At 71.0% G+C, this 26,059-nt stretch carries 17 protein-coding genes and 2 tRNA genes; 18 read left to right on the top strand and 1 reads right to left on the bottom strand.

Features of this window, described 5'->3' with window-relative positions; genetic code table 11:
- Positions 1-113 precede the first annotated feature (113 nt).
- The 5 genes from serA to H4696_RS24865 all read left to right on the top strand — a co-directional run bounded on the left by serA (position 114) and on the right by H4696_RS24865 (position 9,723).
- Positions 114-1,712 (top strand): phosphoglycerate dehydrogenase, encoded by a 1,599-nt coding sequence (serA, locus tag H4696_RS24885; RefSeq protein ID WP_086857534.1) that lies wholly within the window; start codon positions 114-116, stop codon positions 1,710-1,712.
- A gap of 230 nt (positions 1,713-1,942) precedes the next feature.
- The gene (locus H4696_RS24880; protein WP_169734884.1) at positions 1,943-5,296 is read left to right on the top strand and encodes a S8 family serine peptidase; all 3,354 of its coding nucleotides are present in this window, start codon (positions 1,943-1,945) and stop codon (positions 5,294-5,296) included.
- 229 nt (positions 5,297-5,525) lie between these two features.
- Entirely contained in the window at positions 5,526-6,566 is a 1,041-nt protein-coding gene (locus H4696_RS24875) for a 3-isopropylmalate dehydrogenase (RefSeq protein WP_192782518.1), read from the top strand.
- Positions 6,567-7,316: 750 nt separating this feature from the next.
- Positions 7,317-8,921, top strand: coding sequence for a citramalate synthase (cimA, locus tag H4696_RS24870; protein WP_192782517.1), 1,605 nt, complete (start codon positions 7,317-7,319; stop codon positions 8,919-8,921).
- Positions 8,922-8,952: 31 nt separating this feature from the next.
- Positions 8,953-9,723, top strand: a complete 771-nt coding sequence (locus H4696_RS24865) for a fumarylacetoacetate hydrolase family protein (RefSeq protein ID WP_086864138.1) — start codon at positions 8,953-8,955, stop codon at positions 9,721-9,723.
- On the opposite strand, the gene H4696_RS24860 is transcribed toward H4696_RS24865, so the two are convergent.
- The gene (locus tag H4696_RS24860) at positions 9,720-10,961 is read right to left on the bottom strand and encodes an FAD-dependent oxidoreductase (protein ID WP_211299800.1); all 1,242 of its coding nucleotides are present in this window, start codon (positions 10,959-10,961) and stop codon (positions 9,720-9,722) included. The two genes, H4696_RS24865 and H4696_RS24860, sit on opposite strands and share 4 nt — an antisense overlap.
- A 480-nt stretch (positions 10,962-11,441) precedes the next feature.
- Between H4696_RS24860 and H4696_RS24855 the strand changes: the two genes are divergently transcribed.
- From H4696_RS24855 to H4696_RS24795, 13 genes are all read left to right on the top strand, one after another.
- Positions 11,442-12,176: an HAD family hydrolase gene (locus H4696_RS24855; protein WP_169735150.1), complete on the top strand. Its 735-nt coding sequence runs from the start codon at positions 11,442-11,444 to the stop codon at positions 12,174-12,176.
- A 49-nt stretch (positions 12,177-12,225) separates the two neighbouring features.
- Positions 12,226-12,297: transfer RNA gene (locus H4696_RS24850), tRNA-Gln, on the top strand.
- Between the two features lie 100 nt (positions 12,298-12,397).
- Positions 12,398-12,473, top strand: a tRNA-Glu gene (locus tag H4696_RS24845).
- Positions 12,474-12,643: 170 nt separating this feature from the next.
- The gene (locus H4696_RS24840; RefSeq protein WP_143265351.1) at positions 12,644-12,850 is read left to right on the top strand and encodes a hypothetical protein; all 207 of its coding nucleotides are present in this window, start codon (positions 12,644-12,646) and stop codon (positions 12,848-12,850) included.
- Positions 12,851-13,031: 181 nt separating this feature from the next.
- Positions 13,032-17,888, top strand: coding sequence for an RHS repeat-associated core domain-containing protein (locus tag H4696_RS24835; RefSeq protein WP_086864135.1), 4,857 nt, complete (start codon positions 13,032-13,034; stop codon positions 17,886-17,888).
- 130 nt (positions 17,889-18,018) lie between these two features.
- A complete protein-coding gene (locus tag H4696_RS24830; RefSeq protein WP_086864134.1) occupies positions 18,019-19,341 on the top strand; it encodes an MSMEG_0569 family flavin-dependent oxidoreductase in 1,323 nt (440 codons plus the stop codon).
- Positions 19,341-20,177, top strand: coding sequence for an amidohydrolase family protein (locus tag H4696_RS24825; RefSeq protein WP_086864133.1), 837 nt, complete (start codon positions 19,341-19,343; stop codon positions 20,175-20,177). The genes H4696_RS24830 and H4696_RS24825 overlap by 1 nt, the downstream gene beginning before the upstream one ends.
- A gap of 4 nt (positions 20,178-20,181) precedes the next feature.
- A complete protein-coding gene (locus tag H4696_RS24820; RefSeq protein ID WP_086864132.1) occupies positions 20,182-20,694 on the top strand; it encodes an MSMEG_0572/Sll0783 family nitrogen starvation response protein in 513 nt (170 codons plus the stop codon).
- A gap of 9 nt (positions 20,695-20,703) precedes the next feature.
- A complete protein-coding gene (locus H4696_RS24815) occupies positions 20,704-21,774 on the top strand; it encodes an MSMEG_0568 family radical SAM protein (protein ID WP_192782516.1) in 1,071 nt (356 codons plus the stop codon).
- 1 nt (position 21,775) lies between these two features.
- Positions 21,776-23,146: an MSMEG_0567/sll0787 family protein gene (locus H4696_RS24810; RefSeq protein ID WP_086865665.1), complete on the top strand. Its 1,371-nt coding sequence runs from the start codon at positions 21,776-21,778 to the stop codon at positions 23,144-23,146.
- The gene (locus H4696_RS24805; protein ID WP_086865664.1) at positions 23,143-23,973 is read left to right on the top strand and encodes a carbon-nitrogen hydrolase family protein; all 831 of its coding nucleotides are present in this window, start codon (positions 23,143-23,145) and stop codon (positions 23,971-23,973) included. The genes H4696_RS24810 and H4696_RS24805 overlap by 4 nt, the downstream gene beginning before the upstream one ends.
- On the top strand, positions 23,974-24,804 hold the full coding sequence (locus H4696_RS24800; RefSeq protein ID WP_086865663.1) for a carbon-nitrogen hydrolase family protein: 831 nt from the start codon (positions 23,974-23,976) through the stop codon (positions 24,802-24,804).
- Positions 24,804-25,928, top strand: coding sequence for an MSMEG_0565 family glycosyltransferase (locus H4696_RS24795; RefSeq protein ID WP_225955797.1), 1,125 nt, complete (start codon positions 24,804-24,806; stop codon positions 25,926-25,928). The genes H4696_RS24800 and H4696_RS24795 overlap by 1 nt, the downstream gene beginning before the upstream one ends.
- Positions 25,929-26,059: the final 131 nt, after the last annotated feature.

The following is a 26,059-nucleotide window of genomic DNA, read 5'->3' as shown; positions in this document are numbered from 1 at the left end:
CCAGGGGGCCGCCCAGCGGGTTAAACTCCGCCACGACCGGGGCACAACGACGTGCTGAATCCGTCTGTCGACACAGAGCGTCCTGGAAGTGACCAGATAGTGGGAGCCGCATCGTGAGCAAGCCCAGCAAGCCCGTCGTCCTCATCGCGGAGAAGCTCGCCCCCTCCGTGCTGAGTGTGTTCGGTGACGAGGTGGAGGTCCGGCACGTCGACGGCACGGACCGGTCCGCGCTGCTCGAGGCGGTGAAGAGCGCCGACGCGCTCCTGGTCCGCTCCGCCACCAAGGTCGACGCCGAGGTCTTCGCCGCCACCACGCAGCTGAAGGTCGTCGCCCGGGCCGGTGTCGGCCTGGACAACGTCGAGGTCCCCGCCGCCACCGAGCGCGGCGTCCTGGTCGTCAACGCCCCGACGTCCAACATCGTCTCCGCCGCCGAGCACGCCGTCGCCCTGCTGCTGTCGGTCGCGCGCCGCGTCCCGGCCGCCGACCAGAGCCTCCGCGGCGGCGAGTGGAAGCGCAGCTCGTTCTCCGGCGTCGAGCTGCAGGGCAAGACCATCGGCGTCGTCGGCCTCGGCAAGATCGGGCAGCTGTTCGCCCAGCGCCTCGCCGCCTTCGACACCAAGCTGATCGCGTACGACCCCTACGTCTCGGCCGCGCGCGCCGCGCAGCTGGGCATCGAGCTCGTCACCCTCGACGAGCTGCTGACCCGCGCCGACGCCATCTCCATCCACCTGCCGAAGACGCCGGAGACCAAGGGCCTCATCGACGCCGAGGCGCTGAAGAAGACCAAGCCGGGCGTCATCATCGTGAACGCCGCCCGCGGCGGGCTGATCGTCGAGGAAGACCTGGCCGAGGCGCTGCGCTCCGGCCACGTCGGCGGCGCCGGTGTCGACGTCTTCGTCACCGAGCCGACCACGTCGAGCCCGCTGTTCAATCTGGAGAACGTCGTCGTGACGCCGCACCTGGGCGCCTCGACCGCGGAAGCGCAGGACCGCGCGGGCACCGACGTCGCGAGGTCGGTGCTGCTGGCGCTGCGCGGCGACTTCGTGCCGGACGCGGTGAACGTCTCCGGCGGCGGCGCGGTCGGCGAGCACGTCCGCCCGTACCTGTCGCTGACCCAGAAGCTCGGCACGCTGCTCACCGCGCTCAACCCGAAGGCGCCGACGTCGGTGACCGTGCAGGTCAAGGGCGAGATCTCCAACGAGGACACCGCGGTGCTGCAGCTGGCGGCGCTGCGCGGGGTGTTCACCGGCGTGGTCGAGGACCAGGTCACGTTCGTCAACGCGCCACAGCTGGCGGAGAAGCTGGGCGTGCAGGTCGAGCTCACCACCGAGCCGGAGAGCCCGAAGTTCCGCAGCCTGGTCACCGTCCGCGCGGTGCACTCGGACGGGCAGGTGCTGACGGTGTCCGGTTCGGTCACCGGCAAGGACGAGGTCGAGAAGCTGGTCGAGGTCAACGGCCGCGGGTTCGACCTGCGCGCCGAGGGCACGGTCCTGCTGGTCGAGTACCCGGACCGCCCGGGCGTGATGGGCCGCGTCGGCACGCTGCTCGGCGAGGCCGGCATCAACATCGAGGCCGCGCAGATCAGCCAGACCACCGACGGCTCCGACGCGGTCATGCTGCTGCGCGTCGACCGTCACATCGACTCGCACCTGCTGGAGCCGATCGGCGCCGCGGTCGGGGCGCACACGATTCGCGCCGTCGACTTCTCCTGACGTAAGCCTTTCGAAGGCCCCCTGCCACCCGGCAGGGGGCCTTCGTACGCAATCACATTCACGTAACGGAGTCCTTTGCCTACGTAAGTAGGTGTTTTGGGGCATTAGGTTCTCCCCGCGAGGTTGAACCACGCGTCGTCGAGGGCACGGCGCTGTGCCGCGCTTCACCGTCGGGGGTGTCAGGAGCGGCAGGCAGGTTCGGGTCCAGACCTCGAGTAAGGGGCCGACTCATGAGCAGATCCCGCTTGCCCGCTCGCGTCACGACGGCGTTCTTCGCCGTCGTGCTGGCGGCCGCGCTGGGGGCGCCGGTCGCGAGTGCGGCGGACGCTCCGCTCGCCGACGGCGTCGCACCGGCGAAGATCGACGACGCTCAGCTCCAGGGCAAGCTTTCGCCGCGCCTGGGCGCCGCGCAGGGCCGCGTCACCGCGTTCGTCGAGCTGGCCAAGAAGCCCGCCGTCGACGCGTTCACCGCCGCCCAGCCGCAGGGCAAGGACCAGGCCAAGCGGGCCGCGAAAGCCGCCAAGGCCGACACCGCCGCCGCGGTCGAATCCGTCGTCGGCCAGCTGCGCGCGGGCAACGCCCAGCCGCAGGTCGTCACCCAGACCGCCAACGCGGTCCCCGGCGTGGTCGTCACCGCCGACGCCGCCAAGCTGCGCGAGGTCGCGAAGCGGGCGGACGTCGTCGCGGTCCGCACCGTCGTGCCGAAGACCCGCACCAACGCCAGCGCCGAGCAGCTGACCAACACCCTCGCGGCGTGGCAGCAGACCGGCAAGTTCGGCGACGGCGTCCGCGTCGGCGTGATCGACGACGGCATCGACTACACCCACGCCGACTTCGGCGGCCCCGGCACCCAAGCCGCGTACAAGAGCGTCGACAGCACCAAGCCGAACCCGCTGTTCCCCAGCGCCAAGGTCGTGGGCGGCACGGACCTCGTCGGCGACGAGTACGACGCCGCGACCGCCGGGAAGACCACCCCGAAGCCGGACCCGAACCCGCTCGCCTGCGGTGAGCACGGCACGCACGTCGCCGGCACCATCGGCGGCTTCGGCGTCACCGCCGACGGCAAGACCTTCAAGGGCGACTACAAGAAGCTGGACGCCAAGAAGGTCGACGCGATGCAGATCGGCCCGGGCACGGCGCCGAAGTCGCTCCTCTACGCCATCAAGGTGTTCGGCTGCGCGGGCTCGACGAACGTCACCTCGCAGGCGCTGGACTGGGCGCTCGACCCGGACGGCGACGGCGACTTCACCGACCACCTCGACGTCGTCAACCTCTCGCTGGGCTCCGACTTCGGCGCCCCGGACGACCCGGACTCGCTGTTCGTGCGCAAGCTCGCCGCGAACAACGTGCTGCCGGTGATCTCGGCGGGCAACGGCGGCGACATCAACGACATCGCCGGCTCGCCGGGCAACACCCCGGAGGCGCTCACCGTCGCCTCCACGCGCGACGCGGGCATCCTGCGCGACGCCGCGGAGGCCACCGCGCCGACCGCGGCCAAGGGCCAGAAGACCGGCCAGTACAGCCAGAACTACACCGGCTACGACACGCTGAACCTGACCGCGCCGGTCGTCGCGCTCTCCGCGGCGAACAGCGCGGGCTGCGCGCCGTACTCCGCCGAGGACAAGGCGAAGGCCGCCGGCAAGTTCGTCTGGCTGGAGTGGGACGACAACGACTCGACCCGCGCCTGCGGTTCGGCGGCCCGGGCGAACAACGCACAGGCGGCCGGGGCGAAGGGCGCACTGCTTTCGTCCACTTTGGAGCACTTCAGCGCGGGCATCGCGGGCAACGCGGCGATCCCGATGTTCCAGTTCACCGGCTCCGCCACGAAGACGCTGCGCGCGGCGCTGACCGCGGGCACGCTGCAGATCCGGCTCTACGGCACCGGACGCGCGTCGATCCAGACCTACGACAAGACCATCGTGGACACCCCGAGCTCGTTCACCTCGCGCGGCACCCGCGGCCCGGCCGTCAAGCCGGACGTCGCCGCGCCGGGTGACACGATCACCTCGGCGTTCCGCGGCAGCGGCAACGGCCGGACCGTCCTGTCGGGCACGTCGATGGCGGCGCCGCACACCGCGGGCATCACCGCGCTGGTCCGCCAGTCCCACCCGGACTGGTCGGTCGAGGAGGTCAAGGCCTCGGTCATCGACACCGCCGGCCACGACGTCTCCGACGGCGCGGGCCACACCTACGCGCCGCAGCGCGTCGGCAGCGGCCGGATCGACGCCAAGGCGGCGCTGGACAACCAGGTGCTCGCCTACGTCCAGGACGACCCGGGCGCGGTGAGCGTCAGCTTCGGCACGGTCGAGGCCGCCGGGCCGGTGACGCTGTCGAAGACGATCAAGCTGGTCAACAAGGGCGTGACGCCCGCCGAGTACTCGGTGGCCTACCAGGCGGTCACCGCGCTGCCCGGCGTCGAGTACACAGTGGACAAGCCGACGGTGAAGCTGACTCCGCGCGGCACCGCCAAGGTCAAGGTGACGCTGAAGATCACCGACCCGAAGGCGCTGCGCAAGGTCATGGACCCGACCATGCAGGCCACCCAGGCCGGCCTGGCCCGGCAGTTCGTCGCCGACGCCTCCGGGCGCGTCGCCTTCACGCCCACCAGCGGCGCCAAGGTGCCGCTGCGGGTTTCGGTCTACTCCGCGCCGAAGCCGGTGTCGACGATTTCGACGCCGCCGTCGGTGAAGTTCGGGGCGGACGCGACCCAGGCCGTGCTGAACCTGACAGGCAAGGGCGTCGACCAGGGTGCCGGCGCGCAGCGGTACCGCTCGCTGATCAGCGTGCTCGAGCTGCAGGCGGAGTCCCCGCAGCTGCCCGAGTGCGACGCGGACGTGGTCACCGACTGCACGCTGAACAAGACGGCCAAGGGCGGCGACCTCCGCTACATCGGCGCGGCCTCGACCGCTCCGCTGGCGAAGGCGCAGGGCCAGCCGGAGAACGCGATCCTCGCGTTCGGCCTCTCCACGTGGGGCGACTGGGCGAACATCGGCAGCAACACCTCGCCGTTCGTCGACATCGACACCACCGGCGACGGGCAGCCGGACTTCGAGACCTACGTGACCAAGGCGACGTCCACGGACGTGCTGCTGGCCGTCACGGTGGCGCTGACCGCGGGCTTCCCGACGGTCGACGTCCAGGCGGTCAACGGCCAGCTCGGTGACGTCGACACGAACGTGTTCGACACGAACGTGGTCACCCTGCCGGTTTCCCTGGCGGCGCTGGGCATCGACGCCAACGCCGACAGCCACCGGATTTCCTACACGGTGGGCGTGAGCGGTTTCTACGTCGCGCCGGGCACGACGAACGGGCTGATCGACTACGTCGGCACGCCGCTTTCGTTCGACGCGCTCGCCCCGGGCTACTCGGTGCAGGGCGGCGGCGACGCCGCGCTGGGCTACGTCGCGAAGCCGGGCACGGCGCTGGTCGTCACCCGGAACGCGGCCTCGGCCGCGGCGGACAAGGCGCTCGGGCTGCTCGCCATCGAGCACCACAACGCCGCGGGGAACCGGGCGAACGTGGTCAAGGTGGACGCCGCCCAGGCGGCTCGTGGCCGTCAGCCGATCGGGGGCGGTGGCCGCTAGGCCGTGGCAAGATCGATCTGTGCAGGAACAGGGGCGTCTCCGGTGGGTTCCCACCGGGGGCGCCCCTGCCCGCATTCACCCGATTGGGTGTCTCACCCTGCGGGAGGATGCGGCATAAGGGTGGTGCGGCTACGGCCGTTTGTCTACGGCCGGTAACCTTCCGGCTGCTGGCGTTTTGTTGCGGTGGGCCATCGGTGCGGCCGGTGGTCCGGTCGACGGAGGTGTGTGGATGCGGCTCGCGGTGATCCCAGGTGACGGGATCGGGCCCGAGGTGGTCTCCGAGGCGCTGAAGGTGCTCGGCGAGGTAGTACCTTCGGCGGAGATCACGAACTACGACCTCGGCGCGGCGCGATGGCACTCGACCGGTGAGCTGCTCCCCGAGTCGGTCCTCGGCGAGCTCCGCCAGCACGACGCGATCCTGCTGGGCGCGGTCGGCGACCCGACGGTGCCGAGCGGCATCCTCGAGCGCGGCCTCCTGCTGCGCCTGCGGTTCGAGATGGACCACCACGTCAACCTGCGCCCGGCGCGGCTGTACCCGGGCGTGCGCGGCCCGCTCGCCGACGCGGGCGACGTGGACATGGTGGTCGTGCGCGAAGGCACCGAAGGCCCGTACGCGGGTACTGGTGGCCTGATCCGCAAGGACACCGAGCACGAGATCGCGACGGAGGTCAGCGTCAACACGGCGTTCGGCATCCGGCGCGTGGTGGCGGACGCGTTCAACCGGGCCGAGGCCCGGCCGCGCAAGCACCTGACGCTCGTGCACAAGACCAACGTGCTCTCGTTCGCCGGTTCGCTGTGGTCGCGGATCGTCGAAGAGGTTTCGCTGGAGCACCCGGAAGTGACGGTCGCGTACTCCCACGTGGACGCGGCGACCATCCACCTGGTGACGGACCCGTCCCGGTTCGACGTGATCGTGACGGACAACCTGTTCGGCGACATCATCACGGACCTGGCGGCCGCGGTGACCGGTGGGATCGGGCTGGCGGCCAGCGGCAACCTGGACATGACCCGGCGGAACCCGAGCATGTTCGAGCCGGTGCACGGGTCGGCGCCGGACATCGCCGGGCAGGGGCTGGCGGATCCGACCGCGGCCGTGTTGTCGGTTTCGCTGCTGCTGGATCACCTGGGGCAGAAGGAGGCCGCGCGGCGGATCGAGGCGTCGGTGGCGTTCGATCTGGCTACGCGGGATCAGGCTTCGCCGGGGGCTACGCAGGCTATCGGGGATCGGTTGGCGGCGTTGGTTTCGTCGAATGTGCGGACTGCCGGCTGAGTTTCTGGTTTTGGGAAGGCCCCGCGTTTCGGCGCGGGGCTTTTTCGTGCGCGCGGGGGTTGGTGGGCGGCCGGGCTCGGGCTTGGGGTGGCCCGGTGCGGGGTGGCTCGGGCTTGGGGCGGCCCGCTCTTGGGGGTGCTCCCGGGGGCCGGCAAAGCCGCGTGGCCAGGTCACTCCGCCGCCGGTGACCCGCTCGCTCCACGTCTTGAATGACTCATTCAGGTCTTCGGAGGTCCTGAATGAGTCATTCAAGACCTCGGCGCAAACGCTGCGGCGGACCGCACCGAAGCGACTTTGCCGGAGCCCTTGGGGGTGCTCCGGTCTGGGGTTGCTCGGTCTCGAATGACCCGGTCTCGGAAGGTCGCGAATGACTCATTCGGGACCTCAGACGTCCCCAATGAGTCATTCGCGACCCCGCCGGCGCCTTGTCCACAGGACCGCCGTGATGTGGACAAACCAGTGCCCGAAAGGCTTCCCGGCCGGTTTTGTCGGCAGCCGCCGATAGACTGGACCGGGGTCAGCCCCCAGGGACGGGTGGGGCTTGCGGGGTGGGGGTGTTCCCGGATCGTGGGAGCTTGACCCAGCTTGTGGACTTCTCCCGAATCGCTGTGGCATGATGCGAACGTGACCAGCTTCGCGATCATTATCGCCGAGCGCGCCGGACGGTAGCTCCACAAGAGCACCCGGCGCGCAACCTCTCGCACCCCTGCGGGAGGTTTTTTTGTTGCCTCGAAACGCTAGGAGATGACCGTGAGTCGCCAGGAGCCCGCCGATACGCCGCTGGGTGATGCCTTCCACCTCTACGACACGACGCTTCGCGACGGCGCTCAGCGCGAGGGCATCACCTACTCGGTCCAGGACAAGCTCGCTGTCGCGCGGTTGCTGGACGAGCTTGGCGTCGGGTTCATCGAAGGCGGCTGGCCCGGTGCGCTCCCCAAGGACACGGAATTCTTCGCCCGCGCGGCGAAGGGCGAGCTCAAGCTGCGCCACGCCGCCCTCGTCGCGTTCGGGGCCACGCGCAAGGCCGGCACCACCGCCGACGCCGATCCGCAGGTTCGCGCGCTGCTCGACAGTGAAGCGCCGGTCATCACGCTCGTGGCGAAGTCCGATCTGCGGCACATCGAACGCGCTCTCCGCGTAGACGTCGACGAAGCCTGCGCCATGGTGCGGGACACCGTCGCGTTCCTGACGAAGGAAGGCCGGCGGGTTTTCCTCGACGCCGAGCACTTCTTCGACGGCTACGCGTTTTCGCCCGAGACCTCGCTGAAGGTCATCGACGCCGCCGCCCACGCGGGCGCCGACGTGCTCGTGCTCTGCGACACCAACGGCGGGCAGCTGCCGCTCGATCTCGCGCGGACCGTCGCGGAAATCAAGGAAAAGACCGGATTCCGCCTCGGGATCCACTGTCAGGACGACACTTCCTGCGCCGTGGCGAATTCCGTCGCCGCGGTGCAGGCCGGCGTGACGCACGTCCAGTGCACCGCCAACGGTTACGGGGAGCGGGCCGGCAACGCCGACCTCTTCGCCGTGACAGGGAACCTCGTGACCAAGCTCGGCATGGACGTCCTCCCGACCGGAGGAGCGGCCGAGCTGACCCGGGTCTCCCATGCCCTTGCCGAAATCGCGAACATCGCCCCCTACACCCACCAGGCTTACGTAGGGGCGTCGGCTTTTGCCCACAAGGCAGGACTGCACGCGAGCGCGATCAAGGTGGATCCGTTGCTGTACAACCACATCGATCCGTCTTCCGTCGGCAACGACATGCGGGTGCTGGTCACCGAGATGGCCGGCAGGGCCAGCCTCGAGCTCAAGGGACGTGAGCTCGGGGTCGACCTTGCCGGCCGGCCCGAGGCGCTGACGAGCGCCATCACCAAGGTCAAGCGCCTCGAATCCGAAGGCTGGTCCTTCGAAGCCGCCGACGCCTCCCTGGAGCTGCTGCTGCGCCAAGAGGCCGACGTGCCCGCCGAGGCGCCGTTCGAGCTCGAGTCCTACCGCGTGGTCCTGGACCACCGCGCGGACGCCGAGGTCGTCGCCGAGGCGACGGTCAAGGTGCACGTCGGCGGGCAGCGCGTCATCGCCACCGCCGAGGGCATCGGCCCGGTGCACGCCCTCGACGCCGCGCTCCGGAAGGCACTCTCCCCGCACCTGTCCTGGTTGGACAGTGTGGAGCTGGCCGACTACAAGGTCCGCATCCTGCAGGGCCACCCGGGCACCGACGCGGTGACGCGCGTGCTGGTCGAGAGCACCGACGGCGAACGCGAGTGGACCACCGTCGGCGTGCACGGGAACATCGTCGAGGCCAGCTGGCTGGCCCTCTGCGACGCGCTGGTCCACAAGAGCAGCACCGTGGCCTGAGTCACGCGCTGGGCGCACGTAGACTGGCCGCGTGCGCCTAGCCCGTATTGCTCATCCCGGTGGTGTCGCGTTCGCTTCGGTCGAAGGGGACGGTGACGACGCCCAGGTCCTGGAAATCGCCGAGCACCCGTTCGGCACCCCCAACTTCACCGGCAAGCGGTGGCCGCTGGCCGACGTCCGGCTGCTCGCGCCGATCCTGCCGTCGAAGGTGATCGCCGTCGGCCGGAACTACGCCAAGCACGCGGCCGAATTCGGCAACGAGGTGCCCAGCGCCCCGATGCTGTTCCTCAAGCCGTCCACCACGGTCGTCGGCCCCAACGCGCCGATCCGCCGCCCGTCGGGCATTGGCCGGGTCGACTTCGAGGGCGAGCTGGCCATCGTCATCGGCCAGCCGGTGAAGAACGTGCCCGCCGCTCGCGCCGCGAGCGCGATCCTCGGCTACACGATCGCCAACGACGTCAGCGCGCGCGACCTGCAGAAGTCCGACGGCCAGTGGGGCCGCGCCAAGGGCTTCGACACGTTCTGCCCGCTCGGCCCGTGGATCGAGACGTCGCTCGACGCGTCCGACCTGTCGTTGAAGGCCGAGGTCGACGGCGAGCTCAAGCAGGACGGCCGCACGTCCGACCTGGTCCACAAGATCCCCGAGCTGGTTGAGTTCGTCTCCGGCGTGATGACGCTGCTGCCCGGCGACGTCATCCTGACCGGCACGCCCGAGGGCGTCGGCCCGATCGAGGGTGGCCAGAGCGTCTCGATCACCATCGAAGGCATCGGCACCCTGACCAACCCGGTCGAGAACGTCTAGTCCCGCGCCACCGGCTCCATCGGCCGCCGGGCGAACGCCGGAGCGTGCTCCGGCCGCAGCCCGAGGCCGAGGAGCCGGGCCGGGAAGTACGACAGCCGCGGGAACCGCGCGAACGCCTTGATCAGCGGTTCCGGCGGGCCGTTGCGCTTGCCGCTCATCACGCCGCGCACGACGGTCCGGTGCAGCAGGCGCTGCAGCCCCTGCACCAGCAGCGTCGGCGCGAGCCGCCGCGAGCGCACCTTCGCCAGGTCGGCGTTCGTCGGACGGCCCCGGCGCAGCGGCTCGGCCAGCAGCGTCGCCGCCGCGACCGCGTCCTGCACCGCGAGGTTGATGCCCACGCCGCCGATCGGGGACATCGCGTGTGCCGCGTCGCCGATGCAGAGCAGGCCGTCGGTGTTCCACGCGCGCAGCAGGTTCAGCCGCACGTCGAGGAACTTGACGTCGTCCATCGTCTTCAGCTCGTGGACCCGGTCGGCGAACTCGGGGCAGATCTGCGCCACGTTCTCCCGGAAGGCTTCGATGCCCTGCTTCCGCAGGTCGTCGCCCTTCGGCGCGAGGTAGGCGACCTGGTAGAAGTCCGGACGGGGGAGCGGCACGGCGAAGCGGCGGTCCCGCATCTTCGGCAGCAGCATGCCGCCCTCTTCACCCTCGTGGCGCGAGAGCCGGAACCACCAGACGTCGAACGGGCAGTCGTACTCGCGCGGCACCAGGCCGGCTTCGCGCCGGGCCAGCGACCAGCGACCGTCGGCGGCGATGACCAGGTCCGCGCGGATTTCCCCGGTCTCACCGGCCGCCGTGCGGTAGGTGATGCCCGCGATGCGGCCGTGCTCGCGGACCAGGCCGGTGCATTCGGTCTCCATCCGCTGGACGAACGTCGGCTCCTTGCGGGCGCTCTCGGCGAGCAGGTCGAGGAAGTCCCACTGCGGCACCATCGCGATGTACGGGTGGGGGACCTTCAGCCGGGTGAAGTCGGCCAGCTTCATCATCTCGCCGTTCTCCTGCGGGAACCCCGCCGCGGTCAGCTCGCTGTGCGGCAGCGCGTGGAACCGCTCGCCGAGGCCCAGCTCGTCGAGCAGGGTCAGCGTCGACGGGTGCACCGTGTCGCCGCGGAAGTCGCGCAGGAAGTCCGCGTGCTTCTCCAGCACCGTCACCTCGACGCCGGCCCGGGCCAGCAAGAGCCCCGTGACCATCCCGGCCGGCCCGCCACCGATGACGACGCAGCTCGTGCGCTCGGTCATCTCGACCATCTCCCCGTCTATTCATCGCTTGTTGAATAACTCGAGGATGCACTCGCCCGACCCCGGCGTCAAGGGGTGTGACCGGGGATACGCTGATCGGGCGAGCCCGCTCCGTTGCCGGAGACCGTCCACACGCGACAGTTGGTCGAATTTGTTCGGACCTGTCGGGGGTTCGCCACTCCGCGCTTGTGGACCGAGCGGATCTCCCGGCGCCGCAACGGTTTTCACGGGGTGGGAACGGTGCGCACCGGAGGAGTCGACGCGGCGCCGGATAACCATCGGAAGACGGTTCGCCAACTGGGAGTAGAGCCGGTGCGCCGGAACAGGGGAGCGCCAATCACCTTTTTGGCAGCGTCGCGAACGCGGCGGTTGCCCTAGCCTCACTGGGTGGATTTCGCCTTGGCACCCCGGACCCCTCCGCGAACCGCCTCGCCCACCGCGGGAGCGTCCGAGCCCTGGGCGCCGCCCGAGTTGCGGCTGGTGTGCCTGGACATCGACGACACCCTGATCGACTGCACCGCCGCGATCCGCCGCAGCCTCCACATCCTCACCGGCCGGGGCGACCTGTGGCCGTTGTGGGACTTGATCACCGAAGAGCACGTCGCCCTCGTCGTCGCGGGCGAACTCGACTACGCGACCATGCACCAGCGGCGCACCGACTGCTTCCTCGCCGAAATCGGCATCCTCGCCGACGCCGAGCAGGTGCTCTCGTTCGAACGCCGCCGAAGAGAGCTGCTCGACCATTCGTGGCAGCTGTTCGACGACGTCCTCCCGTGCCTGGAGTGGCTCCGCGCGGCGGGCCTGGCGCTGGCCGCCGTGACGAACGCCTCGGGGGTCCACCAGCGGCGCAAGATCGCCGACCTGGGCCTGGCCCCGTTCTTCGACCACGTGGCCATCGCGGGCGAACTGGGGGTGGCCAAACCCGATCCGGTGATGTTCCACACGGTCTGCCTCGGCATGGACTGCGCCCCCGCCCAGGCGGTCCACGTCGGCGACAAACTGGACACGGACGCGATCGGCGCCCGCGACGCGGGCCTGGGCGCGATCTGGCTCGACCGCGACGGCATCGGCGAGCGCGCCCCGGCGGGCGTCCACACGGTGGCCGGCCTCGCCGAGCTGCCTGAGCTGCTGGTTTCCGAGTACGCGACGATCGGCGTCCCCGCCCAGCGCCGCGGGGAGACCCCCGCGTTCACCGTCGGGAACGGCGTGCTCTAGTATTTCTCCTCGTGCGGTGCTGGACCGGCAAGCCGGGAAAGTACCTCACTGGGGTATGGTGTAATTGGCAGCACGACTGGTTCTGGTCCAGTTAGTCTAGGTTCGAGTCCTGGTACCCCAGCTGCGGAGAGTGACCCCCCTGCGGAGCGAGAAATCGCCTCTGGTAAGTTCTCTCCAGCAAGAAAAACAGAAAAGCCCTTGGGAAACCAGGGAAGTTCCTAGCCCCCGTCGTCTAGCGGCCTAGGACGCCGGCCTCTCACGCCGGTAGCGTGGGTTCGAATCCCATCGGGGGTACCAGCAGTAGTCACGGAAGCCGTGTCGACCGAGGTCGACACGGCTTTTTGCTGTGTGGATGCCGGGGCGTCGGAGGTCGTTTGACCGCTCGGTCGGAGGGGTGAGCCGCCGACGCGGGAGCTGTGGGTCGTTCGCTTCAGGTCGAAGCGAAGGAACATTCCGGGAGGCTGCTGATGGAACGTCAAGAACGCATAGCGGTTCTTCAGCGCCTGCTCGAACTGCGTACTTCGGTGGCTGAGGCGGCCTGTGACCTGTCGCGTCTCGGGTACGACAGTGATGACGAGCTTGTGACGCTGACGCCTGCGCATGTGGTCCGTGTTCTCGATGGATACCTATCCGGCGAGGTTGACGCAGGTTCTTTTGGAACTGTCTGCACCTGACATCTTCGAACAAATAAGTCGCGAACTGGCACGGCGATGGGTTGCGCGTTTCCGTGAACCCTGACCCGTTGGGGAAGTCCCGGGGAGTCGAACGGGCAGGCCCTGGCGGTGTCGCGGCCCGCGTCCGGGCGCCTCACTAAGGTCGACCGAATGGTGGATCTTGTCGTAGGGGGTGGTCGCTGTGGGTAACCCGCTGGTCGCGCAGGCGCAGGATTCGACGAAGTCGTACTCCGGGGTGCCGCTGCTCGAAGACGCCATCGGCCTGAAGGACGCCATCGAGAGCGGTGACTGGGCCTCGGTGGCGATGGGCGCGGTGGGCACCGCGCTGGATGCGCTGACCGCGGTGATGGACCCCTTCGGTGCGATCTTCGCCGCCGGTGTCGGGTGGCTGATCGAGCACGTCGGGCCGCTCAAGGAAGCGCTCAACGCGCTCACCGGGAACGCCGATGAGATCGCCGCGCAGTCGCAGACCTGGAACAACATCGCCAAAGAGCTCGGGGACGTCTCGACCGAGCTGACCAACGCCGTCAAGGCCGACCTCGTCAGCTGGCAGGGGTCCGCCGCCGACAACTACCGCAAGCGGGCCGATGACACTTCCGGGCTGCTGGCCGCCGCGCAGAAGGGCTGCGAAGGCGCCGGGAGCGGTGTGAAGACCGCCGGTGAAGTTGTCGCCGCCGTTCGCACGCTGGTGCGGGACATCATCGCCGAGCTGGTCGGGCACCTGATCTCGTGGGCGCTGCAGGTCGTGTTCACCCTCGGCATCGGGCTGACCTGGGTGGTGCCGCAGGTCGTCGCCGCCGTCGCGAAGACGGCTTCGAAGATCGCGAGCCTCACCACCAAGCTCGTCAAGGCGCTCAAGGGACTGGTGCCGCTGCTGAAGAAGGCGGGCACCCTGTTCGAGGATGCCGCCAAGGGGCTGAAGAACATCAAGGGCGGCAAGGTCGGCCCGCCGCCCAAGCCCGGGAAGATCGACGGTGGTCCGAAGGCTCCCGACGTCAAGGGCGGCGGCAAAGGCGACGGCGACTCCACCACCGCCAGCGGTGACCACTCGGGCGGCAAGGGTGGCGGGCCGGGATCCGGGGACCACTCCAGCAGTGGCGGGGGCAAGGACTCCACCACGACTTCGGGTGACCACTCGTCCGGCAACGGCAACGGCAACGGCAACGGGACCCCGGGCGACCCGCCGCCGGCGAAGGGCGACACCGGGAAGAACGGCGACAACGGCGGTGGGGGCAAGGACACCTGGGAGTGCAAGACCGACCCGGTGGACATCGCGCGCGGCAACGTCGTGATCGACCAGCTCGACCTGGAGCTGCCGTCGCCGCTGGTGCTCGAGCGGCTGCACGTGTCCTCCTACCGCGCCGGCCGGTGGTTCGGCCCGACCTGGGTGTCCACTGTGGACCAGCGGCTGGCGGTGGGCCGCGAGTACGTCCGGTGCTACGCCGCGGACGGCACCACCCTGGTCTACCCGCCGGCCGCGCCGGGGGTGCCGGTGCTGCCCACGGACGGGCCCCGGCGCCCGCTGACCCGGCACGCCGACGGCAGCTACACCCAGTCCGACCCGTTGCGGGGCCGGGAACTCCGGTTCGCCGCGCTGCCGGGACGGGGCCAGGCCGAGCTCGTCCTGCAGTCGATCACCGACGACGATGGCGCCCGGGTCGACGTCGATTACGACGCCCTCGGCGCGCCGCGGACCCTGCGGCACTCCGCCGGGTACCGGGTGGAGCTGGAGACCGAAAGCGGCCGCGTCACCACCGTCCACGTGACCGATCCGGCCGGCGGGTCCCCGGTCCTGGTCCGGCGGTTCGGCTACGACCCGCAGGGCCGCCTGACCCAGGAATTCAACGCCTCCGGCCGCGCGCAGGTCTACGACTACGACCCCGCGGGCCGCGTCACCGGCTGGCAGGACCGCAACGGCACCTGGTTCCGCTACGTCTACGACGGCGAGGGCCGCTGCGTCCGCACCATCGGCGACCGCGGCTTCTACGACGCCGCCTTCACCTACGACACGCAGCGGCGCGTCACGACCTTCACCGACTCCCTCGGCCACACCGGCGAGTTCCACTTCAACGAGGCCTACCAGCTCGTCCGCGAAGTCGGCCCGCTGGGCCAGGTCACCACCTCCGAATGGGACCGCGACGACCGCCTGCTGTCCCGCACCGACCCACTCGGGCAGACGACGGCGTTCGCCTACGACGAGCGGGGCCGGCTGCGGTCGGTGACCCGGCCGGACGGCTCGGTGCTGCGGGTCACGCAGGACGACGCCGGGCTGACGATCGAGGCCACCGCGGACGACGGCACCGTGCTGTCCCGCTTCTACCCGCGCGACGAGGCGCCCGACCCGTTCACCGAGACGCTCGGCACCGCGAAACCGCTGACCTCCGAGCAGGCCGCCTGGACGCGCGGGGACGAAGAGCCGCCGCCGGTGGACCGGGACGTCTTCGGGCGGCCGAAGTCGGTGCTCAACCGGTCCGGGCAGCACGTCGTGCTCGGCTGGACCCCCGACGGGCAGGAACGGCTGCGGGTGCGGCCCTCCGGGGTGCGCGAAACCCGCGGCTACGACGCGGAGGGCAACGAGGTCGAACGCGTCAACGGCGCGGGACTGGCCGAACGGCTCGAGTACGGCCCGTTCGACCTGGTCACCGCGACGATCGACGCCTCGGGCGCCCGGACGACGTACACCTACGACACCGAGCTGCGGCCGAGCACGGTCACCAACCCGCTCGGGCAGACCTGGACCTACCGCTACGACCCGTCCGGGCGGCTGATCGAGCAGACCGACTTCGACGGCCGCACCCTGCGCTTCGGCTACGACCGGGCGGGCCGGCTCGTCCGGTCGGTGAACGGGGCGGGCGAGCAAACCGACTACGTCCACGACGTGCTCGGCAACGTCGTCGAACGCCGTTCTCCGGCCGGCACGACCCGGTTCACCTACGACGCCGTCGGCCGGATGACCGCCGCCGTCATGGGCGACGTCGAGCTGCGCGTCGCCTACGACGGCGAAGGCAACGTGCTCAGCGAGTCGGTCGACGGCCGGACGCTGACCAGCAGTTACGAGGCCGACGGCACCGTGCGGCGGCGCACCCCGTCCGGAGTGGACAGCGTGTGGCGCTTCGACGGCGACGGGCGGCCCGTGTCGCTCGCCGTCGCCGGGCACACCGTGCGCTTCGAGCACGACGCGGGCGGCCGGGAGATCGCGCGCACCGTTGAGGGCGGTGTCGCGCTGACGCAGACGTTCGACGTCGACGACAACCTGGTCGGCCAGTCGGTGCTGGCCGCGGGGACGCCGTCGCGGCACCGCCGGTTCAGCTACCGGACCGACGGGCTGCTCGCCGGGATCGACGACGACGTGGCCGGGCCGACCCGGCTCGTGCTCGACGCCACCGGGCGGGTGACCGAGGTGCACGGCGCGGCCGGCAGCGAGGCCTACCGCTACGACCCCGCCGGGAACGTGGTGGAGACCAGGGAGCCCGGCCAGGTGCCGAGCGCGGGGCCGCGCCGGTACGCGGACAACCGGCTGGTCGCCGCCGGCGCCGTCACCTTCGACCACGACGTCCAGGGCCGGGTGGTCGCGCGGCACGAAGGCGCCCGGGTCTGGCGGTACCTGTGGGACGCCCAGGACCGCCTGCTCGCGGTCACGACGCCCGAGGGCGACCAGTGGTGGTACCGGTACGACCCGATCGGGCGCCGGATCGCCAAGCAGCGCGTCGTCACCTCGGCCACCGGCGCCCGCGCGGTCGCCGAGTCCTACGAGTTCACCTGGAGCGGCGCGCTGCTGGTGGAGCAGGTCCACGTGGACGCCGCGCAGACCCGGCACCTCACGGTCTGGGAATACCACCCGGGCGACGACCGGCCGGTCGTCCAGGTCGAGCGCTCGGCGACGCTGCAGGACCGGTTCTTCGCGATCGTCACCGACCTCATCGGCCGCCCGACCGAGCTGGTCGACGCGGCGGGCACGCCGGTCTGGCGCGGGAACGCGGGCCTGTGGGGCCGCGAGACCGGCGCGGCGGCCACCCCGCTCCGGTTCCCGGGGCAGTACGCCGACGCCGAATCGGGCCTGCACTACAACGTCTTCCGCTACTACGACCCGTCGACCGGCCGCTACCTGAGCCAGGACCCGCTCGGCCTCGGCCCGGCCCCCAACCCGGCCGCCTACGTCGACAACCCGCTGGCGGAGCGCGACCTGCTCGGCCTCGCCCCCTGCGGGAAGGGCGGCAAGAACAAGACGAACGACCAGCCGGGCGGCGGCGACAACGCGGGCAACATCCCTCGCGGCGGCGGTGGCAAGAAGGGCAAGGGCAAGAACACCGACGACACGCAGGCCAGCAGCTCCGGCGGTGGCGGCAAGACCGACACCCATTCGCTGGGCAAGCACGACGGCACCGAGGTCCAGGTCGACTCCCACCAGGGCAAGCACCAGGGCGGCAACCAGAGCTTCGGCATGAAGTACACAGGCGGCTCGGGGACGAAGTTCCCGGACAACGTCAACGACAAGTGGCACCAGAACTACTTCTCCAAGGAAGTCGCCAAGTACAGCAACGACCCCCAATACGCCAAGCACGGCACGGAGGGCAAGAACCCCGGGTCGATCGACCAGAACGTGAACGCGAAGAAGAGCGATCTCGACGCGCGCCAGGAAAAGGTCGACGAGCTCGAGGCGGAACTCAACGCGAAGAAGGCCGCCTACAAGAACGCGCCGCCGGAGGAGAAGGCGGCGATCATGGACGAGGGCAAGAAGCTCAACCAGGAGTTCAAGGACGCGAAGGCCGACCGGGACAAGGCTCAGTCGGACTACGACAGCGCCAAGGCGGAGCGCGAAAGCTACGACGGCAACCGCAAGTCCGTCCAGTACGACAAGGACGCCAAGGACGACGGCGTCCAGTACGACATGACCTCGTACTGGAAACCGGACGGCCAGGGCGGCGGCAACTGGGTCACGACCTACCACTGCAACCCCGCGGTGCCGAAGGGCGGGAGCGTGGAAAAGGACTGGTGGCAGCCGCACGGGAAGGACATCGCGAAGGAGTACGGGCTCTGACGGCCTGACGCCGGCCGGGCGCGAATGTTAAGCCGCGCCCGGGAAAAGTTGTCACGCGGCGGTGGCGCGGTAACACGCCAGTGTTCCGGATGAAACCGTCCGGACATGGTTCGCCGGTGCACTGATCGGCATGAACTTCCAGCTCGACGGCCTGCACCGGCCGGTGATCGTGGTCGGCGGCGGCCAGGCGGGACTGTCGATGTCCCACTGCCTGACCGCGGCCGGAGTCGGGCACCTGGTGCTCGAACGCGAGCGCGCGGGGCACGAATGGCGGACCCGCCGCTGGGACAGTTTCTGCCTGGTCACGCCGAACTGGCAATGCCGGCTGCCCGGGTTCCCCTACGCGGGCGACGACCCGGACGGGTTCATGGTCCGGGACGAAATCGTCGCCTACCTCGAAAACTACGTGAAGGCATTCGACGTCCCGCTGCACGAGGGTGTCGAAGCGACGCGGCTGCGGCAGCTGCCCGGCGGCGGGTTCCGGCTCACGACGTCGGCCGGCGAGCTGACCGCCGACCACGTCGTGCTGGCCACCGGCCCGTACCAGGTGCCGTTGAAGCCGCGGCTGGCCGAGCGGCTGCCCGAGCACGTCGTCCAGCTGCATTCGGCCGAGTACCGCAACCCCGCCCAGCTGCCCGACGGGGACGTCCTGGTCGTGGGCACCGGGCAGTCCGGCTGCCAGATCGCCGAGGACCTGCACCTGGCCGGGCGCCGGGTGCACCTGGCCGTCGGGTCGGCGCCGCGGGTGGCCCGGCGCTACCGCGGCCGGGACGTCGTCGCCTGGCTCGACGAGATGGGTTACTACGCCCGGGGGATCGACGAGTTCGCCGACGCGGACGCCGTGCGGTTCCGGGCCAACCACTACGTCACCGGTCGCGACGGCGGCCACGACATCGACCTGCGCGCGTTCGCCGCGGACGGCATGCAGCTCTACGGCCGGCTCGATACCGTCCGAAGTGGACAGCTGGGCTTCGCGGACGACCTGCGCCGCAACCTCGACGCCGCCGACGCCGTGTCCGAAGGCATCAAGGACTCGATCGACGCCTTCATCGCCCAGCGCGGGATCGCGGCGCCGCGGGAACCGCGCTACCAGCCGGTGTGGGAGCCGCCGGACGGGCCGCGCACCCTCGACGGGGAAGCGCTTTCGGCGGTCGTCTGGAGCACCGGGTTCGGCCGCGACCACCGCTGGATCGACGTCCCGGTGTTCGACGGCAAGGGCTACCCGACCCACCACCGCGGCGTCACCAGCTGTCCCGGGCTGTACTTCCTCGGCCTGCCGTGGCAGCACACCTGGGGCTCCGGGCGCTTCTGCGGGGTCGCCGCGGACGCCGAGTACCTGACCCGGCGGATCACCGACGTCGGCCGCGGCGGCGATGTCCGGTGGCTCTCCGGCACGCCGGTGAGCACCTACCCCGCCGACGACGACTGGGTCGCGCCGCGGACGGTGGCGTGATGCGCTGGACCAACGACGCCCACCGGCACCTGGGTGTGCTGCCCGCGTACCCGTTCTACGGCGGCCCGCCGGTCGCGCCCGCGATCGGCAGCCGCGCGACGATCGGCGAGCTACTGTCCGATTTGGACCGTGAAGGCACCGAACGCGCGCTGGTGATCCCGAACTACGGCGTCCCGGACCCGGCGATCGCGTTCTCCTTCAACGAACTCTGCGTCGAGGCGGCGAGCAAGGACGACCGGATCAGCGCCGCGCTCTGGGTGTCCCCGCGGGCCGAAGACGCCGACCGGACCGAAGAAGCTCTGAAGCTGGCGGGCGAAGAAGGCGTACGGGCGCTGAAGCTCAGCTTCCTGCTCGGCGGCCGGGCGTCCGATCCCGCCTGCAAACCCCAGCTGGACCGGATCTTCGCCACCGCGCGGGAGCACGACCTCGTCGTGCACGTCCACACCTCGCCCGGGGCGGCGTCCGACATCGACGAGGTGGGCAAGCTCGTCGACACCTACGCCGACGCCGTCAAGCTGCACCTCGTCCACTTCGGCGGCGGGATGAGCGGGCACATCAAGCTCGTCGGCGGCCGCTTCTTCGACTGGATCGCCGCCGGCAAGCAGGTCTACACCGACCTGTCGTGGGCGATCGGCTTCACCCCGCGCTGGCTCGTCGAAGAGATCTCGCGGCGGGGCCTCGGCCACGACCGCGTGCTGTTCGCCTCCGACCAGCCGTGGGGCGATCACGAGGGCGAACTCGCCAAGCTGGCCGCCGCGGCCGGCGACGGCGAGCTCGCCGACCTGGTTTTCCGCGGCACGTTCGACGTGCTGTACGGATCGAAGAAAGGGAAATAGACCGATGGCAGAGCTGACCGAGACCGAGAAGACCAGCCTCGACGAGATCCCGCACCCGTCGCTGCCGCAGGGGTCCAGCCTCTACGGCGGGACCAAGGTCTTCCCCGATTACCAGGCCGAACCGGGCCAGAGCTACTTCACCCTCGTGCACGGCATCGCGCACGAGTCGTCGGTGAGCTTCGTGGCGATCCTGCAGGCGACCCGCGCGCTGCGGAAGGGCTTCGAGGCGGCGATCTACTTCTACGGCCCGGGTTCGCTGAACTGCCTGGCCACGCGCGGCTTCCCGACCACCGGCAACGCCGCGTTCCCGGGCGAGCTGAACATCAACGACCAGCTCAAGACGTTCATCTCCGAGGGCGGCAAGGCCTACTGCTGCCGGTTCGGGCTGTCGCTGCACGGCGCCCGCGAGGAGGACCTCATCGAGGGCGTCATCCCGACGCACCCCCTCGACGTGCAGGACGCGCTGATCCACTACGCGCGCAAGGGCGCCATCATCAACTCCACCTACATGTTCTAGGAGCGGTCCGTGCGCGTTGGCATCGAAGAGGATTTGGACACCCGCGCCGACATCGCCGTCCGCGGGGTGCGGGTGGACGCACCCGTACAACGCAGCAAGGGCGCCGGGCCGAGCGACGACGGCCACCTGGTCGTCGACGGTGCCAACGCCACGCTGCCGCTCAACGACGACAGCCCTTACGAGGTCCGGGACGGCCGGATCCACCGCGGGACGGTCGATCTCGGCCTGAGCGTGACACCGGTGGCGCGGCCACGGTTCTACGACCTGTCCACATCGGACGGAGTGCCGTACCGGAAGATCGCGCTGCTGCATGGCAAGGACGTCCTCGCGACGACCGTCGTGCAGACGTGCATCAGGTACGCCGAAGACCAGCGCTGCCGGTTCTGCACCATCGAGGAGTCGCTGCGGGCGGAGTCCACTGTGGCCGCAAAGACACCGCAACAGCTCGCCGAGGTTGCCGAAGCCGCGGTGCGGCTCGACGGCGTCCGGCAGATGGTGATGACGACCGGCACCACGGCCGGGCCGGACCGCGGCGCCCGGCACCTCGTCCGGTGCGTCCGTGCGGTGCTCGACGCCGTACCGGGCCTGCCGATCCAGGTGCAGATCGAACCACCGGGCGACCTCGGCGTGCTCACCGAACTGCGTGCCGCCGGGGCGACGTCGATCGGCATCCACGTCGAGTCGCTCGACGACGACGTCCGGCGGCGCTGGATGCCGGGGAAGTCGACCGTGCCGCTGGCCGAGTACGAGGCCGCGTGGGCGGAGGCGGTCCGGGTGTTCGGCCGCAACCGCGTGTCGACGTACCTGCTGATCGGGCTCGGCGAGGACCCGGACGACCTGGTCGAGGGTGCCGGACGGCTGATCGACGCGGGCGTGTACCCGTTCGTCGTCCCGATGCGGCCGATGCTCGGCACCCTGGCCCGCCGCGACGGTGCCACCGCGCCTTCACCGGCCTTGGTCGCCGACCTCACCAGCCGGGTCGCGGCGCTGCTGCGGGCCGCCGGGATGACCGGCGCCGACCAGGGCGCGGGCTGCGCCGCGTGCGGTGCCTGCGGGCTGCTCAGCGCGGCGGGAGGCTGACGTGGACCACGACATCCTCGCGCTGCTCGGTGACGTCCGCAGCGTCGCCGCCCGCCCGGCGTTCCACGTCGAAGAAGCCGGCCACAGTGGACTGACGACGTACCGCGCGTTGCGCCACGAGGCTTTCGTGGCGCGGCAAGGGCTTTTCGCCGGGCACGACCTCGACGACCACGACACCGACCCCCGCACGATCGTGCTGGTCGCGCGGGACACCGCCGGAGACGTCCTCGGCGGCGTCCGGCTCGGCCCGGCGACCGACGGGCCCGACCTCGGCTGGTGGCGGGGCGGACGGCTGGTCGTCGCACCCGGCTCGCCACCCGGGATCGGTTCGGCGCTGGTCCGCGCGGCCTGCGCGCGAGCCGAGGCCGAAGGCGCGCTGCGGTTCGAAGCGACCGTGCAGACCCGCACCGAGAAGCTGTTCACCCGGCTCGGCTGGCAGCGGGTCCGGCCGGTGGTCGTGGCCGGGCACGACCACGTGCTGATGCGCTGGCCGATCGGCCGGATCGCCGCGCTGGCCCGGTCGACGAAGGCCGCGCTCGGGCCGCTGCTGCGCGGGCTGACCGGCGTGCCCGGCTTCGTCGGCGACGACGGCGTCCCGCTGCCCGGCACCGACGTCGTCGCGGCCTGCGACGCGATCATCCCGGCCATGGTCGAGCGCGACCCGGAGTGGGCGGGCTGGTGCTCGGTGCTGGTCAACCTCAACGACCTGGCCGCGATGGGCGCCACGCCGACCGGGTTGCTCGACGCGCTCGGCGCCCGGGACGCGTCCTTCGCCGCCCGTGTCCTCAGTGGACTGCGGAAGGCGAGCCGGGCGTACGGCGTGCCGGTGCTCGGCGGGCACACGCAGTTCGGCGTCCCGGCTTCGCTGTCGGTGACGGCGCTGGGCCGGACCACCGACCCGGTCCCCGGCGGCGGCGGACAGCCCGGGCAGCGCGTCTGGCTCACCGCCGACCTCGGCGGCGGCTGGCGGCCCGGGTACACCGGCCGCCAATGGGACTCGACGAGCTTCCGCCGCACGCCCGAGCTGCGCGAACTGCTCGGCTCCGTGGCGAAGGCGAGACCGGCCGCGGCCAAGGACGTCTCGATGGCCGGGATCGCGGGCACGCTCGGCATGCTCGCCGAGGCGTCCGGCTGCGGCGCGGTGCTCGACGTCGAAAAGGTGCCACGGCCGCGGGGAGCGTCTACCGGGGACTGGCTGACCTGCTTCCCGGGCTTCGCGATGCTGACCACCGGCGCCCCGGCTCCCGCCGGGCCCGCGGTCACCGCGGCCTGCGGCGAGCTGGTCGCGGGCACCGGCGTCACGCTGCGCTGGCCCGACGGCGAATCGACGACCGCCATCGACGGCGGCGTCACCGGATTGGGGAACTCATGACGACACTGAGGATGGCCGCGGTCGCCGCGCCGTTCGACCGCGACCTCGAAGCCGACTTCGCCCGCATCGAGAAGCTGATCGGTGAGGCGAAGGCCGAAGGCGTCCGGCTGCTGGCCCTGCCCGAGGCGGCGCTCGGCGGCTACCTGGCCAACCTCGGCGGTGGTGCCGAGGGCCCGCCCGCGCTGGCGGCCGACGGCCCGGAGCTGAAGCGGCTGGCCGCGCTGGCCGGCGACCTGGTGGTCACGGCGGGGTACTGCGAACTCGCCGGCGGCCGCCGCTACAACTCCGCGGTGTGCGTCACCGGCGACGGCGTCCTCGGCCACCACCGCAAGGTCCACCAGCCCCTCGCGGAGAACGCCAGCTACGGCGCGGGGCGGGAGTTCGCCGCGTTCGACACGCCGGCCGGGCGGCTGGGCATGCTGATCTGCTACGACAAGGCATTCCCGGAGTCGGCGCGGGCACTGGCCCTCGACGGCGCCGAAATCGTCGTCTGCATGAGCGCCTGGCCCGGCAGCCGGACGAACCCGGCCGCCGATCTCACCGAAGACCGCTGGAAGCGCCGGTTCGACCTGTTCGACCGGGCCCGCGCGCTGGAGAACCAGATCGTCTGGCTCTCGGCCAACCAGTCCGGCACCTTCGGCGACCTGCGGTTCGTCGCGAGCGCCAAGGTCGTCGACCCGGGCGGCGAGGTCCTCGCCGACACCGGCGTCGCGGAGGGGATGGCGATCGCCGAGATCGATGTCCAAGCGGCGCTGGCCACCGCCCGGCGGTCCATGGGACACCTGGCGGACAGACGGCCCGACGCCTACCCGGTTAGTGTCCCGTGAATGGGGCAGACCCGGATCGCCGCCGTTGCCGCGCACTTCGGCCGCGACCTCGACTTCGACCTGCAGCGCATCGCGACGCTGATCGACCACGCGCGCTCGTCCGGCGCCGCGCTGCTGGTGCTGCCGGACGCGGCCCTCGGCGGCTACCTCGCCGACCTGCGCCACCCGGACCCGGACGCGCTGCCCCCGGCGCTCGACCCCGACTGCGCGGAGCTCAAGACGATCGCGTCGCTGGCGGGGGAGATGGTCGTCTGCGTGGGCTATTGCGAGGCCGACGGGCCGCGGCGCTACAACTCCGCGGTGTGCGTCACCGGTGACGGCGTGCTCGGCCGGCACCGCAAGGTCCACCAGCCGCCGGGGGAGAGCGTCGCCTACGAGCCGGGTGACCGCTTCGCCGCGTTCGACACCCCGGTCGGGCGGCTGGGCATGCTGATCGACTACGACAAGACGTTCCCCGAGTCGGCCCGCTCCCTCGCGGTCGACGGTGCCGAGATCGTCGCCTGCCTGAGCGCGTGGCCGACCAGCATCACCAACCGCGCGCCGCGGATGGCGCAGGACCGCCAGTCCCGCCTGTTCGACCTCTACGACCAGGCTCGGGCGGCGGAGAACCAGGTCGTGCTCGTCTCGTCCAACCAGACCGGCGCGATGGGCGGGATGCGGTTCCTCGGCCAGGCGAAGGTCGTCGGACCCGGCGGCGAGATCCTCGCCCGCACCTGGTCGAAGGCCGGGATCGCGGTGGCCGAGCTGGACGTCGAGCAGGAACTCGCGAACGCCCGGCGCGTGCTGCACCACCTGGGGGAACGGAAACCGTCGGTGTACCGGGAGGCCTGATGCGTATCGCCCTGCTGAGCTACTCGACCAAGCCCCGCGGCGGGGTCGTGCACACGCTCGCCCTCGCCGAGGCGCTGGCGGAACTCGGCGAGGACGTCACCGTGTGGACACTCGGGCGCGGCGGCGACGCGGGGTTCTACCGGCCGGTCGACCCGCGGGTGCGGCTGGCGATCGTCCCGTTCCCCGACGTCCCGGACGAGTCCGTCGGCGAGCGGATCCTGCGGTCCATCGCCGTGCTGCGTGCCGCGTTCACCCCGGACGCCTACGACATCGTGCACGCGCAGGACTGCATCAGCGCGAACGCCGTCGACGCGTGCGTCCGCACGATCCACCACCTCGACACCTTCACCACGCCGGAGCTGGCGGCCTGCCACGAGCGCGCGATCGTCCGGCCGTACGCGCACATCTGCGTGTCGGCGTCGGTCGCCACCGAGGTCCGCGACGGCTGGGGAATCGAGGCGGCGGTGATCCCCAACGGCGTCGACTACGAGCGTTTCGCGACCGCGCCGCGTACTTCTTCGCGGGGGCGGTACGTGCTCGCCGTCGGCGGGATCGAGCCGCGGAAGGGGTCGCTGGACCTGCTGGAGGCGTACGCGCTGCTGGCCGAATCGGACCTCCGCCTGCTGATCGCGGGCGGTGAAACGCTCTTCGACTACCGCGACTACCGGACGCGCTGGGAGAAACGCGCCGCCGAGCTGGGCGTCTCGCCGGTCGTGCTGGGCCCGGTCGCCCACGACGAGCTGCCGTCGCTCGTGGCTTCGGCGGCGGTGTTCGCCTTTCCGTCCACCAAGGAGGGCTTCGGGCTGGCCGCGATGGAGGCCCTCGCCGCGGGCGTCCCGGTGGTGACCCGTGACCTGCCCGTGCTGAGGGAGGTCTTCGGCGGGGCCGCGCGGTTCGCTGCCGACCCGCCCGGCTTCGCGCGCGAGCTGCGACGCGCGCTCGACGGCGCCGATCCCGCGCCGGGGCGGGCATTGGCCCGGCGCTACACGTGGGCCGCGGCCGCCGGAGCCCACCGGGATTTCTACCGGAGCCTGACCGCCCTCAAGCCGGCGACCCTTCCGGACCGGACGCCAGGGCTCCGGCAAAGTCGTGCGTGGTCTGACCGGGGGCGCGGGTCGTCATGAACGGGTCGTTCATGACGTCTGGCGAGGTGAACGACTCGTTCATGACGTGCGGGCGGTGGCCGATGTGGCTGCTGGGTCTGGTGTTCTGGTCCTGGACGCACCCAACGCCACATTGAGGTTTTCTCAGTAGC

Source organism: Amycolatopsis lexingtonensis (genome assembly GCF_014873755.1).
GTDB lineage: Bacteria > Actinomycetota > Actinomycetes > Mycobacteriales > Pseudonocardiaceae > Amycolatopsis > Amycolatopsis lexingtonensis.
The sequence above is the reverse complement of the archived record's forward strand: the minus strand, read 5'-3'. Positions and strand labels throughout refer to the sequence as shown.